Here is a 12545-nt window from a genome sequence, read left to right on the forward strand (position 1 = left end):
ACATATATGTTTGATGTGAGAGACTAAGGAGTTGTGATGGTGTTGGCCGGGGCAATATTTATCCTGACGATTGTTTTGGTGATTTGGCAGCCGAAAGGCCTGGGCATAGGCTGGAGTGCCTCTTTCGGCGCGGTCTTGGCATTGCTGACCGGTGTGGTACACGTCGGCGATATTCCGCTGGTCTGGCAGATCGTCTGGAACGCCACCGCGACCTTTATCGCGGTGATCATTATCAGCCTGCTGCTGGATGAGTCCGGCTTCTTTGAATGGGCCGCGCTGCATGTTGCGCGCTGGGGCAAGGGCAAAGGGCGTTGGCTGTTCACCTACATTGTGCTGCTGGGGGCCGCGGTGGCGGCGTTGTTTGCCAATGACGGGGCGGCGCTGATCCTGACGCCAATAGTGATTGCGATGCTGCTGGCGTTAGGGTTCAGTTCAGGGGCTACGCTGGCTTTCGTGATGGCGGCGGGGTTTATCGCCGATACTGCCAGCCTGCCGCTGGTGGTGTCTAATCTGGTGAATATCGTCTCCGCTGATTTCTTTCAACTGGGTTTCACGCAGTATGCGGCGGTAATGGTGCCGGTGAACATTGCCGCCATCGTCGCCACGCTGGCGATGTTGCACCTGTTCTTCCGCAAAGATATTCCGCGCAGCTATGACCTGAAGTTGCTGCGGCCACCGCGTGAGGCCATTCGCGATTTGCCGACGTTCAGAGCCGGTTGGGGCGTATTGGTGCTGTTGCTGGTGGGTTTTTTTGGGCTTGAGCCGCTGGGCGTGCCGGTTAGCCTGGTCGCCGCCGTGGGGGCGTTGATCCTGCTGCTGGTGGCGAAAAAGGGGCAGGCCATCGACACGGCTAAAGTGTTGCGGGGCGCCCCCTGGCAGATCGTGGTCTTCTCACTGGGGATGTATCTGGTGGTCTACGGGCTGCGTAATGCAGGGCTGACCGATACGCTGGCCGGCGTGCTTGATTTTCTGGCCGAACGCGGAATTTGGGCAGCCACGCTGGGCACCGGTTTCCTGACGGCATTTTTGTCCTCGGTGATGAACAACATGCCGACGGTGTTGGTGGGGGCCTTGTCGATTGACGGCAGCAATGCCGAAGGCGTCATTAAACAGGCAATGATTTATGCCAATGTCATCGGCAGCGATCTGGGGCCAAAAATTACGCCGATCGGTAGCCTGGCCACGCTGTTGTGGCTGCACGTATTGTCGAAGAAAAGCATCGTCATAAGCTGGGGATACTATTTCCGGGTAGGGGTAGTGATGACCCTGCCGGTGCTGTTGGTTGCGCTGACCGCTCTGGCTCTGCGCCTGTCGCTTTAGCCTTAACTCAGAGAGAACGCCATGAGTAACATCAAGATTTACCACAACCCGGCTTGCGGCACATCGCGCAATACGTTGGCACTGATCCGCAACAGTGGTGTGGAACCGACGGTGATTTTGTATCTGGAGACACCGCCCGACCGTCAGCAATTGCTCAAGCTGATTGCCGATATGGGGATATCTGCGCGAGCCTTATTGCGTAAAAACGTGGAGCCTTATGAATCGTTGGGGCTGGCGGAGGTAGGCTGGAGTGACGAACAGTTGATCGACTTTATGTTGCAACAGCCGATATTGATTAATCGACCTATTGTGGTGACACCCTTGGGCACCCGTCTGTGTCGACCGTCGGAAGCCGTGCTGGATATCCTGCCGGATCCGCAGCAAGGTCCTTTCACCAAGGAAGACGGTGAACCGGTGATCGATGCGCAAGGGCGGCGAGTAGCAGACCAATAACCGACTTAGCCCGCCGTGCGCCCCTCGGTCAGGAATTCGATCACGCTATGGCTGAATAGGCCTGGACAGGCGAGATTGGAGATATGCGAAGCCGGCAGCCGCTGCAGTTCGGCATGCGGTGCGTTGGCCACCAGAAACTCGGCGTCCGCGACGGTGGTTACCGGGTCGGCCTCTCCGGCGATCACCCGCATCGGCCGGCTCATGGAAACCACGTCGGCGCGTAAATCCGCCACTGACAATGCATCGCAGCAGGCGGCGTATCCCTCGGGGTTGCCGGCCGCCAGACCGGCGACCAGAGCGGCAACCTGCTCAGGATGATTTTGCAGAAAGGCTTCGGTGAACCAACGGGCGGGGGAGGCGGCGGCAATCGAAGACAACCCTTGGCTACGCACCTGCTGTGCCCGCTGTTGCCAGCCTTCGGCATTGCCGATACGTGCGGCGGTATTGGCGACCACCATCCGCTTGATGCGCTGCGGGTGGTAACGGTTAAGCCACAGACCGGTCAGGCCGCCCATTGAAATGCCGCAGAAATGGGCGCTTGGTACATCCAGATAATCGAGCAGGGCGATCACGTCCTGGCCGAGATCCTCAAGCCGTAACCGTCGGGTAGACAGCGGCGTAGCACCGTGTCCACGTTGGTTATAACGCAATATCCGAAAGTGTTCGCTCAGTGCCAACAGTTGCGGTTGCCACAGATCGAAGGTGGTGCCCAGTGAGTTGGACAGCACCAGCAGCGGCGCAGCAGCGCGGCCATCAAGACGATAGTCGATATCCATCTTTGTCCCCTTGTCACACCCGTTCGATAATCAGCGCAATACCCTGGCCGACGCCGATACACATGGTGCACAGGCCGTAACGCCCGCGCGTTTTCTGCAATTGCCAGGCCGCGTTCATCACCAGCCTGCCGCCGGAGGCGCCCAGCGGGTGGCCCAGGGCGATGGCGCCGCCGTTGGGGTTGACCTGGGCGGCATCGTCGGGGAGTCCCAGCTCACGGGTCACTGCCAGCGCCTGCGCCGCAAAGGCCTCATTAAGCTCGATCACGTCCATTTGATCCAGGCTTAAGCCGGCAACTTTCAGCACCTTGCGAACCGCTTGCGCCGGGGCAAAGCCCATGATCGACGGCTCAATACCGGTAACGGCGCTGGCAACAATGCGTGCCATGGGCTGCAGGCCGTGGCGGGACAGCCCGGATTCGCCTGCCAGCAACAGCGCACAGGCGCCGTCGTTCAGCCCGGAGGCATTGCCGGCGGTGACGGTACCCTGCGGATCTACTACCGGTTTCAGTTTCGCCAATGCCTCCATCGTGGTAGCGCGAGGGTGTTCGTCTTGCGTGAACAGCCGCGGCTCGCCTTTTTTCTGTGCGATGCTGACATCAATCAGTTGGTCGACAAAAAAGCCGCTTTCCTGTGCGGCGGCGGTACGCTGTTGGCTGCGCAGGGCGAAGGCATCCTGATCCTGACGGGAAATATTGAACTTCAGGGCGACGTTTTCGGCGGTTTGTGGCATCGACTCCACACCGTACTGCGCATTCATCTGCGGATTGATAAACCGCCAGCCCATGGTGGTGTCTTCCAGTTTCATCGCCCGGCTGTAGGCGCTTTCCGCCTTGCCCATGACGAAGGGCGCGCGGGACATGCTCTCTACGCCACCGGCAATCATCAGTTCGCTTTCACCGGTTTTTATCGCGCGTGCCGCCATCGCTACCGCATCCAGGCTGGAGCCACACAGGCGATTAAGGGTACAACCGGGGATTTGTACCGGCAGGCCTGCCAGCAGCAATGCCATGCGCGCCACGTTGCGGTTGTCTTCGCCAGCCTGATTGGCGCAGCCGAGCAGCACGTCATCCACTGCGGCCCAGTCCAGCTGCGGGTGTCGTGCCTGCAGCGCTTTCAGCGGCAGGGCGGCCAAATCGTCGGCGCGAACGGTTGCCAGACTTCCGTTCAATCGGCCAAAAGGCGTGCGGACGGCGTCACACAGGTAGGCTGGATTCATGGGGCTGTTCTCCGTGCAGAAGGGCGAAGGTTAACTCGACCGGGGTGACTGCCTGCAGCTGTTCCGGGGTCAGATCGCCGAATATTTCGCGGACCACCAGGCCTTGCGGAGTCACGTCCATCACCGCCAGATCGCTGTAGATGCGATCGATGCAGCCGACGCCGGTCAATGGATAAGTGCAGTGACGGACAATTTTGCATTCCCCTTTTTTGGTCAGGTGCTCGGTCATCACAAACACCTGGCGGGCGCCAATGGCCAAATCCATCGCGCCGCCGACCGCCGGAATGGCTCCTGGGGCACCGGTGCTCCAGTTAGCCAGATCGCCTCGTTCGGAAACCTGGTAGGCGCCGAGCACGCAGATATCCAGGTGGCCGCCGCGCATCATGGCGAAGGAGTCGCCGTGATGGAAAAAACAGCCGCCCTTGAGCAGGGTGACCGGCTGCTTGCCGGCATTGATCAGCTCGGGATCCTCCTGGCCCGCCGCCGGTGCCGGGCCCATGCCGAGAATGCCGTTCTCGCTGTGCAGGAAAATCTCTTTATCCGCCGGCAGGTAGTTGGCGATCTGCGTGGGAATGCCAATACCCAGATTGACGTAGGCGCCTTCAGGGATATCGCGCGCAATACGTTCTGCCAACTGTTGATGAGTAAGTTTGGTCATGGGGATCCCTTAAGCTGAAAGCTGCGCAGGATGATCAGGCGAGGTCACCAGGCGCTGTACGAAAATCCCTGGCGTAATGATGTTTTCAGGATCCAGTTCGCCCAGCGACACCATGCGATTGACTTCAGCAATGGTGCAGGTGGCGGCCATGGCCATGATCGGCCCAAAGTTGCGCCCGGTTTTGTTATACCGCAAGTTGCCCCAGCGATCGGCCTGGTCGGCCTTGATCAGTGCGAAGTCCGCCCTCAGCGGCAGTTCGAACACGTAGTGCCTGCCGTCGATCTCGCGGGTTTCTTTGCCCTGAGTCAATTCGGTGCCGTAGCCGGTGGGCGTGTAAAACCCCCCGAGCCCGGAACCGGCAGCCTGGATGCGTGCGGCCAAATTCCCTTGCGGGATCAGTTCCAGCTCCAGTTCGCCGCGGCGGTACAGGTCGTCAAATACCCAGGAGTCCGACTGACGCGGGAATGAACAAATAACCTTGCGTACGCAACCGGCCTTCAGCAGCGCCGCCAGGCCGAAATCGCCATTGCCGGCATTGTTGCTGATCAACGTCAGCTCGCGTGGGCGACGGCGGATCAGCGCATCCAGTAGCGCATAAGGCTGGCCGGCGGGGCCAAAACCGCCGACCATAATGGTCGCGCCGTCGGGGATATCGGCGACGGCGGCGTCTACGGACGCCACGCTTTTATCGATCATTTGCTCTCCTGAGTACGCTAGGGGTCTCTCAGCGTGACGCTGGTGGGTCTGGATTTACCTTAAGCGAGGAAAAATGCAGCGACAAGTGCGAATATCAACTGTTTGTGCGATTATCGAAACTGTGATGATTTGCCTGTCAATTCTGTGACGCAGATAACTAAATCGCTATTGGGTGCCAGACAAAGCAGCATCGCGGCGCCACAGGCTTATAATGCGAAGGTTTGTTTAATCGGAGGTCCGGATGGGTGATGAGTCGGAATTTGGCGCTGGAGAACTGCGCCGGCTACAGGAAATCGGGGATTTAAGTAACGACCAGTATAAAGGCGACCCTAATTTTATGGCGTCCCTGGCCAGGGGGCTGGAGGTGTTGCAGGCCTTCCAGCCGCAATATTCGCAAATGTCGGTTTCTGAAATCAGCCACATTACCGGTATCCCCCGTGCGGCGGTGCGCCGCTGCCTTTACACTCTGCGCGCGCTCGGCTTTGTCCATTGCCCTGACGGTCGGCATTACCGGCTGTTGCCACGGGTTCTGACTATCGGTCACGCCTATCTTTCCTCTTCCGAATTGGCGAAAGCGGCACAAAACTCGCTGGACTACCTCAGTAAACTGCTGAATGAATCCTGCTCGGTAGCGACCCTGGACGGTGACAATATTCTGTATATCGCCCGCGCTTCGGTGAAGCGCATCATGACCATCGATCTGGGGCGGGGCAGCCGTTTGCCGGCCTACGCGACATCGATGGGATTGGTTTTACTCAGCGCTTTGGACGAAGCGCAGTTGGACGATTATCTGTCGCGGGTCAGCTTCGAACCGCTGACCGAGTTTACCGTTGCCAGTGCTGAGCAACTGCGTGAACAGTTGGCCAAGGTGCGTCGTCAGGGGTATGCCATTAACGATCAACAGTTAGAAATAGGCTTACGTTCGATCGCGGTGCCGATGCATTCACGCAAGGGCGGGGTAGTGGCGGCGATGAACGTGGGGGTGAATGCCTCGCAGATTTCGTCGGCGGAATTGCGTGAGCGCGTGCTGCCGCAGTTGCAGCGTACGGCAATGGAGCTGGCACTGCTGCTGTAGTCGGGAGGACTGACCCTGAGTTTGCGCTGGGTCAGTCTCCCTCCTATTAGCGATTATTGCGGGCCGTTACGCTCGGCCAGGGCCTCCAACAGGGTTGCCGATGGCGTAAAGAACAGGCTACCGGTGACCGCGCGGCTGAAATCCAGCAGGCGATCGTAGTTGCCGGCCGGTCGACCCACGAACATATTCTCCAGCATTTGCTCTATTGGCTGGGGGGAACGGGCGTAGCCGATAAAGTAAGTGCCGAACTCGCCCATGCCGGGTTTGCCAAACGGCATGTTGTCGCGCAATATTTTGACTTCATTGCCGTTTTCATCGGTCAGCGTCGTCAGAGAACTGTGGGATGACGAAGGTTTGACGTCCTCATCCAATTCAATATTGGATTGCTTGTGGCGACCAATAATGCGCTCTTGCGTTTCGACGCTCAGTGAGTTCCAGCCTTTCATGTCGTGCAGGTACTTTTGTACCAGCACGTAGCTGCCGCCGGAAAACTCGGCGTCTTCTTCGCCAATCACCGTATAGTCGAACGCTTCGTGCCCCTCGGGGTTTTCGGTGCCGTCGACAAAGCCAATCATTGCCCGCTGGTCGAAATAACGGAAACCGTGCACTTCCTCTATTACCGTCACGGCGTCGCCAAGCTTGTTCATCAACTGTGTGGCGAGTTCGAAGCACAGATCCATCTCGTCGGCGCGAATGTGCAGCAGGATATCGCCAGGGGTCGAAACGGCAACGCGGTCGCCGGTGCCTATCTCACGAAATGGATGAAGCAGCGCCGGACGGGGCTGGCCGAACAGTCGATCCCAGGCCGTGGAGCCAAATCCACAGACGCAGGACAGATTGCCCGCCGGGGATCTTTTACCGACGGAACGAATTACGCCGCTGATATCTGCACACCAGCCGCGCACCGCAGCGAGCTGTTCAGGGTTGGCGGATAAAGTCGCGACCAAAAAAATGGCGTGGCGTGTCACGGGGCTGAAGACAGCCTGAGGGTGTTGATTTTGGGTAGTCATAGCATCCAGTGCCGAGGAGAGTCAGAGCTTAAAACTAATCTATTTTGGCGGTCACGCCAACTGATTAACCCCAGTTGACGTGTGGAGTCACAGAAGGCCGATGGCGAATAAAAAAATCGCCATCGGCGCGCGTACGATTACGCTAGGCTACCGTCAGGCCGAAGTCCCCTCTGCCGCTAATGCGTTCAATTCCTTCAGCAAGCTGAAAGCCAGTTTCATGTGCTCTTCGCTAACGATAAAGGCACGTAACCGCCGTTGCCGATCAAAGCCTTTGGCGATCATGCCATGCTGTTCGGCGGTAATGTTCCAGCTCAGATCCTGTCGATGAGTTTCCCCCGCCATGTGCAGCGGCAGGTTGGGGGTTTTCACCTTGACCAACATAGCGGGCAGCTTCACCTCTTCCGTGGCACCCAGCAAATTTTTCGCCAGGGTCATGGCACTGAACTGTATCGGCTGAAGGAACGGCAGCAGTCGGCCACCAATCTCCGCGCAGTCGCCGAGCGCGTACACATCGGCCATTGAAGTCTGTAAGCGGTTATTTACCTGAATACCGCGATTAACCTGCAAACCAGCCTGACGCGCCAGGCCAAGGTTCGGTTGCAGTCCTACCGATGCAATCGCTGCATCGACCCACAGCGTACGGCCATTATTCAGCGTCGCCCGCAGGCCACTTTCCTGTGAGGACAGTTCTGTAATTTGCTGATTTAACAGCAGTTCAACCCCCATGTGCTGCAGGCAATATTGCAAGCGGCTGGCGGCCTCGATTGGCATCAGCGCGGACAGCAGACTACCGGCCCTGTCCACCAGGGTGACTTGCTTACCGGCGCGCTGCATGTCCATCGCCAGCTCACAGCCGATCAGACCGCCACCGAGGATCAGCACCCGTTGCGCCCGCAGCAATGTTTCTTGGTTTTCGCGGTACTCCTGCTGGCTGTTGAGCGTCAGCATCAGCTCGTGGCCCGGAATCTTGGGCACGATAGCCGAGGCGCCTACCGCCAGTACCAGCTTGTCATAAGGCCAGTATTGCTCGCCGCTGTGCACTCTTTTTTGTTGGCTATCGATGCCGTTAATGCAGGTATCTGGATGCAATGCCAGTTGAAACTGTTCCGCAAAGCTGCCGGATGTTTGCCGCGTCAATGCGTCAGCCGTTTGCTGCTGACTGATAGCGTGGCTGAGTTCCGGCTTGTTGTATTCATCACAGCTGTCGGCAGCGATCAGCCGAATCGGGATCTCGCCATCCTGCCTGCGCAGATGTTTTACCAACTGTCGGGCGGCAAAGCCGGAGCCGACGATCAAAATGCCAGGGTTCATTTTGCCTCCGTAGCAAGCGGATCGAATACGTCTTTGCCCATGGAGCATTCCGGGCACAGGAAGTCATCCGGCACGTCTTGCCAGCAGGTTCCGGGGGCCACATCCTGCATAGGTTCACCCACTTTCGGATCGTAGATCCACAGGCAAACGCTGCATTGCATCCGAGGCCCCAGGTCGGCATCGCTATCTGCTTTTTCAGGCTGTGGCTGAGCGGGAGGTGCTATCGACGTGGGGGCAGTGGCAGGCAAGGGGGTTAATGCCCATTGACGCGCGATATCCCGGCCATGTTGGCGACAGATTTCCAGCGTGTCACCGTCAGGACGCCATTTGGCCTTCAGTGCCAGCGTGGTTTCGAAACCACAATCCATTAAGCGGGTTTGAATGCGATCGACCGCGCCGCCGTTCCAGCCATAGCTGCCGAAGGCCGAGGCTTTTTTGCTGCGAAAACGCATCCCGGTGATCTCCTCCAACAGCCCGGCGACCTTGGGCATCATCACGTTATTCATGGTCGAAGAGCCTACCAGCACGCCCTTGGAACGGAATACATGGGTCAGGATGTCGTTCTTGTCGTGTCGCGCCACGTTAAAAATCTTCACCGCCACGCGCGGGTCGGCTTCGTTGATGCCCTGCGCGATAGCGTCCGCCATCATGCGGGTATTGTTGGACATGGTGTCGTAAAACAGCGTGATGCGATCTTCCTGATAATCGGCGGCCCATTCTAAATAGCGGTGCACAATCTGCGTCGGATTATCGCGCCATACCACCCCGTGCGAGGTGGCGATCATCTCGACCGGCAGATTGAAACCGAGGATTTCATTAATTTTTGGCGTCACCAGCCGGCTGAAGGGCGTCAGGATATTGGCGTAATACCGCTGGCATTGTTCGAACAGTTCGTTTTGATCCACCTCGTCGTTAAACAGATGCTCATCGCAATAGTGCTGGCCAAAGGCGTCATTGCTGAACAGCACCGCATCGCCGGTCAGGTAGGTCATCATGCTGTCCGGCCAGTGCAGCATGGGGGTTTCAACAAAAATCAGCTGTTTGCCGTTGCCGATATCCAGGCTGTCGCCGGTATGCACCACCTGGAAGTTCCATTCGGGGTGATGGTGGTGACCGGTGATTGAATCGATACCATTTTCGGTGCAGTAAATCGGGGTGCCCGGGATCTGCGCCATCAGCTCCGTCAGGGCCCCGGCATGATCTTCTTCTGCGTGATTGATGATGATGTAATCGAGGGTATTAAGGTCGATTTCCGCCGCCAGATTTTGCACAAACTCGCGGCTGAATTTATGGTCTACCGTGTCGATCAACACGGTTTTTTCTTCACGGATCAGGTAGCTGTTATAGCTGCTGCCCTTCAGGGTTTTGTACTCTGTCCCATGAAAATCTCGGACTTCCCAGTCACGTTGCCCAACCCACTGGATATTGTTTTTTACCTGAATTGCCATGCTCATTACCTTTTTGTCGGTTATTACGTTTCGATACCCGTAGTGAGCAAACGGCGTGCCAACTAATATCTTATTGTTTTTTAATGATTATTAAATCATTGATGTCGTTTTGACATCGGCGTAGCATTGTCTTTATGACAACTCAGTGTCGGAATGACAAGCATGTCCCTCTCCATACAATCGCTTGCCGCCATCGCTATCGAATTACAAAGCGGGCTGACGCAAGGCGACCGTTTTCAACGGTTAATCAACAGCCTGCGCCGCTTGCTGCGCTGTGACGCTTCAGCCTTACTGCGTTTTGAAGGTCAACAATTCCGCCCGCTGGCCATCGATGGCCTGGCTCAGGACGTCCTCGGGCGCCGCTTCGCTCTGGATGCGCATCCGCGCCTGGAAGCCATTGCCCGCGCTGGTGATGTGGTGCGTTTCCCGGCGGATAGCGATTTGCCGGATCCCTACGATGGGCTGATCCCTGGCCATGACGAACTCAAGGTGCATGCCTGCATTGGATTACCGCTGTTTGCCGAACAGGATTTAATCGGCGCGCTGACCTTTGATAGCCTCAACCCGCAGCAATTCGATCGCTTCAGCGATGAAGAACTGCGGCTGGTCAGCGCCTTGGCAGCGGGGGCGCTAAACAATGCGTTACTGATGGAGGCGTTAGAAAGCCAGGCCCTGACGCCGTTGGCCTCAGGCGGAGGCAGCACTCCGAGAGAAAACGGTGAAATCATCGGGCTGGCCCCGGTTATGCAACAGCTCAAGCAGGAAATCGGCATTGTTGCCGGCTCCGAACTCAACGTATTGATCACCGGGGAGACCGGGGTCGGTAAAGAGCTGGTGGTACGGGCGATTCATCAGGGGTCGGCCCGCGCTGACCATCCGCTGGTCTACCTTAACTGCGCCGCGCTGCCGGAGAGCGTGGCGGAAAGCGAGCTGTTCGGCCACGTAAAAGGCGCATTTACCGGTGCTATTCAGCACCGCGCCGGCAAATTTGAAATGGCGGACAAGGGCACTTTGTTCCTTGATGAGATTGGTGAGTTGTCGTTGTCGCTACAGGCCAAATTGCTGCGGGTGATCCAATACGGCGACCTGCAGCGGGTCGGCGATGATCGAATAAAGCGAGTTAATGTACGCGTATTGGCGGCAACCAATCGCGATCTTAAACGTGCGGCGGTCGAGGGGCAGTTTCGGCTGGATTTATACCATCGGCTGAGCGTCTTCCCGATTGCGGTACCGCCGCTGCGTGAACGGAGCAGCGACATTGCCTTGCTGGCGGGATATTTTTGCGAGCGTTGCCGCATTAAGCTGGGGCTGACGCAGTTAACGCTTTCCGCCCAGGCGCTGCTGGTACTTGAGCAGTATGCGTGGCCAGGCAATATTCGCGAACTGGAACATGCGATCTATCGGGCTGCCATTTTGGCGCGCGCGGCGCAAAACAGCGGTGAGCTGGAACTGTTACCGCCGCATTTTAATCTGCAAGCGGGGGCCTTATCGGTGGACGTTCCCGACCCGGCACTGCCGGAGACGCTTATTCAGGCCGATCTCGCCACGATGACGCAACGTTTTCAGCGTAGCGTGATTCAAAAAGCCTTGGCTGAATGCGACATGAACTGGGCCGCCACGGCGCGTAAATTAAAGTTGGACAGTGGCAACCTGCATCGGCTGGCCAAACGCCTGAATATAAAATGATTTGGATTGCGGTTAAAGACGCTTCTAGGGAATAAGGCGGCAGGGGAATAACTGCCGCCTTGCATTAACGGAGGGGAACATGGTGGTAAATAATAAATAAATCAGTTTCCCTGGTGTGGCTTGCCGAAAATTAATTTAATTATTAAATATATCAACCTTACCATGGCCACAGCGCAGCCAATTGAAACCAACAGGACGGAAATTCCCCTCGGCGCAGGATACCATGTTGAAAAGCCTACTCCGGCCCCGCTCAGCAAGGAAGAAGATAAAAATATACCTATAACAACTGATATTATTTTTAGCGCTTTATTATTCATGTGTTCACCTGAAAACGGCGAAAGGCCTGCCCGCTGTTATTTTCTTTAAGCTTAATGCCTACCAGGAACACTTGCCGCCGGCACTTGAGCCGCATTTATTTCCGCCTTTCCCCATGCCAACGTTACCGCCGCCCCTGTTAGCATCTTTGAAACAGCCTCCGGTCACCGCACCGCCAACCAACCCCATCGCTGTCCCGGGCAATCCGCCGAATGCCCCTAAAGCCGCGCCGACCACCATGCCATTGATGCAGTCTTCCGAGGTGTTTTTAGCATAGTAATCGCCTGAACGCCCCTGATTACCGCCGTTGTTTTTCCCTCTATTTTTGCGGCTGTTATCCGCACGGTCACCGCCATTATTGCCGCGACCGCCGGCGATAGTCCCTAACAACGCAGAATCAATTGTTTTCATAATACACTCCATTTTTAGTTTATGATTTTTTATTATGCCCATCCTTGAAGATCGATTGATTATTAGCGCAAGTCATATGCTATATCAACCGTTATTTTATTCTTGGGTTAGGATGGTGTTATAAATTAATGGTTATATTAAATTGAATAATTAAATAAGATGACTAAATG

Annotated in this window: 13 protein-coding genes; 5 read left to right on the top strand and 8 right to left on the bottom strand. The window is 56.7% G+C overall.

Features of this window, described 5'->3' with window-relative positions:
- The first annotated feature begins 36 nt into the window (after positions 1–36).
- Together H5P17_RS24250 and arsC are read left to right on the top strand one after the other, a co-directional pair.
- Positions 37–1320, top strand: coding sequence for an arsenic transporter (locus H5P17_RS24250; protein ID WP_044552161.1), 1284 nt, complete (start codon positions 37–39; stop codon positions 1318–1320).
- Positions 1321–1341: 21 nt separating this feature from the next.
- Positions 1342–1773, top strand: coding sequence for a glutaredoxin-dependent arsenate reductase (gene arsC, locus H5P17_RS24255; RefSeq protein WP_182825641.1), 432 nt, complete (start codon positions 1342–1344; stop codon positions 1771–1773).
- A 5-nt stretch (positions 1774–1778) separates the two neighbouring features.
- Here arsC and pcaD read toward each other — a convergent pair whose 3' ends face one another.
- Genes pcaD through H5P17_RS24275 form a run of 4 tightly spaced genes read right to left on the bottom strand, consistent with a single transcriptional unit; the run spans position 1779 to position 5119 of the window.
- Positions 1779–2549: a 3-oxoadipate enol-lactonase gene (gene pcaD / locus H5P17_RS24260; protein WP_182825642.1), complete on the bottom strand. Its 771-nt coding sequence runs from the start codon at positions 2547–2549 to the stop codon at positions 1779–1781.
- A gap of 13 nt (positions 2550–2562) precedes the next feature.
- Positions 2563–3765 carry a 3-oxoadipyl-CoA thiolase gene (gene pcaF / locus H5P17_RS24265; protein ID WP_182825643.1) on the bottom strand — a complete coding sequence of 401 codons (1203 nt, stop codon included), beginning with the start codon at positions 3763–3765 and terminating at the stop codon, positions 2563–2565.
- Complete coding sequence (locus H5P17_RS24270; RefSeq protein ID WP_182825644.1) at positions 3743–4423, bottom strand: 3-oxoacid CoA-transferase subunit B; 681 nt, start codon at positions 4421–4423, stop codon at positions 3743–3745. The genes pcaF and H5P17_RS24270 overlap by 23 nt, the downstream gene beginning before the upstream one ends.
- A gap of 9 nt (positions 4424–4432) precedes the next feature.
- The gene (locus H5P17_RS24275; protein WP_182825645.1) at positions 4433–5119 is read right to left on the bottom strand and encodes a 3-oxoacid CoA-transferase subunit A; all 687 of its coding nucleotides are present in this window, start codon (positions 5117–5119) and stop codon (positions 4433–4435) included.
- Between the two features lie 241 nt (positions 5120–5360).
- Here H5P17_RS24275 and H5P17_RS24280 point away from each other — a divergent pair, with 241 nt between their 5' ends.
- Positions 5361–6194, top strand: a complete 834-nt coding sequence (locus tag H5P17_RS24280) for an IclR family transcriptional regulator C-terminal domain-containing protein (RefSeq protein WP_044552146.1) — start codon at positions 5361–5363, stop codon at positions 6192–6194.
- Positions 6195–6247: 53 nt separating this feature from the next.
- On the opposite strand, the gene H5P17_RS24285 is transcribed toward H5P17_RS24280, so the two are convergent.
- The 3 genes from H5P17_RS24285 to norV form a co-directional block, all read right to left on the bottom strand.
- On the bottom strand, positions 6248–7204 hold the full coding sequence (locus H5P17_RS24285) for a Dyp-type peroxidase (protein ID WP_182825646.1): 957 nt from the start codon (positions 7202–7204) through the stop codon (positions 6248–6250).
- A gap of 153 nt (positions 7205–7357) precedes the next feature.
- Positions 7358–8515 (bottom strand): NADH:flavorubredoxin reductase NorW, encoded by a 1158-nt coding sequence (norW, locus tag H5P17_RS24290; protein ID WP_182825647.1) that lies wholly within the window; start codon positions 8513–8515, stop codon positions 7358–7360.
- Positions 8512–9963 carry an anaerobic nitric oxide reductase flavorubredoxin gene (gene norV / locus H5P17_RS24295; RefSeq protein ID WP_182825648.1) on the bottom strand — a complete coding sequence of 484 codons (1452 nt, stop codon included), beginning with the start codon at positions 9961–9963 and terminating at the stop codon, positions 8512–8514. Before norV ends, norW begins: the two co-directional genes overlap by 4 nt.
- A 162-nt stretch (positions 9964–10125) precedes the next feature.
- On the opposite strand from norV, the gene norR reads away from it, so the two are divergent.
- Together norR and H5P17_RS24305 are read left to right on the top strand one after the other, a co-directional pair.
- Positions 10126–11649, top strand: coding sequence for a nitric oxide reductase transcriptional regulator NorR (norR, locus tag H5P17_RS24300; protein WP_182825649.1), 1524 nt, complete (start codon positions 10126–10128; stop codon positions 11647–11649).
- 120 nt (positions 11650–11769) lie between these two features.
- The gene (locus tag H5P17_RS24305) at positions 11770–12015 is read left to right on the top strand and encodes a hypothetical protein (protein WP_182825650.1); all 246 of its coding nucleotides are present in this window, start codon (positions 11770–11772) and stop codon (positions 12013–12015) included.
- Between the two features lie 9 nt (positions 12016–12024).
- Here the strand turns inward: H5P17_RS24305 and H5P17_RS24310 are convergent, their stop codons facing one another.
- Positions 12025–12375, bottom strand: coding sequence for a hypothetical protein (locus tag H5P17_RS24310; RefSeq protein WP_182825651.1), 351 nt, complete (start codon positions 12373–12375; stop codon positions 12025–12027).
- Positions 12376–12545: the final 170 nt, after the last annotated feature.

Source organism: Serratia sp. OS31 (assembly GCF_014164835.1).
In the GTDB taxonomy this organism is placed as follows: domain Bacteria; phylum Pseudomonadota; class Gammaproteobacteria; order Enterobacterales; family Enterobacteriaceae; genus Serratia; species Serratia liquefaciens_A.

What these genes read in the sequence shown, in the direction of transcription:
- norR (WP_182825649.1), top strand. Translation starts at nt 10,126, where the DNA reads ATGTCCCTCTCCATACAATCGCTTGCCGCCATCGCTATCGAATTACAA.
- pcaF (WP_182825643.1), bottom strand. Translation starts at nt 3,765, where the DNA reads ATGAATCCAGCCTACCTGTGTGACGCCGTCCGCACGCCTTTTGGCCGA.
- H5P17_RS24270 (WP_182825644.1), bottom strand. Translation starts at nt 4,423, where the DNA reads ATGACCAAACTTACTCATCAACAGTTGGCAGAACGTATTGCGCGCGAT.
- H5P17_RS24285 (WP_182825646.1), bottom strand. Translation starts at nt 7,204, where the DNA reads ATGACTACCCAAAATCAACACCCTCAGGCTGTCTTCAGCCCCGTGACA.
- H5P17_RS24275 (WP_182825645.1), bottom strand. Translation starts at nt 5,119, where the DNA reads ATGATCGATAAAAGCGTGGCGTCCGTAGACGCCGCCGTCGCCGATATC.
- norV (WP_182825648.1), bottom strand. Translation starts at nt 9,963, where the DNA reads ATGGCAATTCAGGTAAAAAACAATATCCAGTGGGTTGGGCAACGTGAC.
- pcaD (WP_182825642.1), bottom strand. Translation starts at nt 2,549, where the DNA reads ATGGATATCGACTATCGTCTTGATGGCCGCGCTGCTGCGCCGCTGCTG.
- H5P17_RS24250 (WP_044552161.1), top strand. Translation starts at nt 37, where the DNA reads ATGGTGTTGGCCGGGGCAATATTTATCCTGACGATTGTTTTGGTGATT.
- H5P17_RS24310 (WP_182825651.1), bottom strand. Translation starts at nt 12,375, where the DNA reads ATGAAAACAATTGATTCTGCGTTGTTAGGGACTATCGCCGGCGGTCGC.
- H5P17_RS24280 (WP_044552146.1), top strand. Translation starts at nt 5,361, where the DNA reads ATGGGTGATGAGTCGGAATTTGGCGCTGGAGAACTGCGCCGGCTACAG.
- arsC (WP_182825641.1), top strand. Translation starts at nt 1,342, where the DNA reads ATGAGTAACATCAAGATTTACCACAACCCGGCTTGCGGCACATCGCGC.
- norW (WP_182825647.1), bottom strand. Translation starts at nt 8,515, where the DNA reads ATGAACCCTGGCATTTTGATCGTCGGCTCCGGCTTTGCCGCCCGACAG.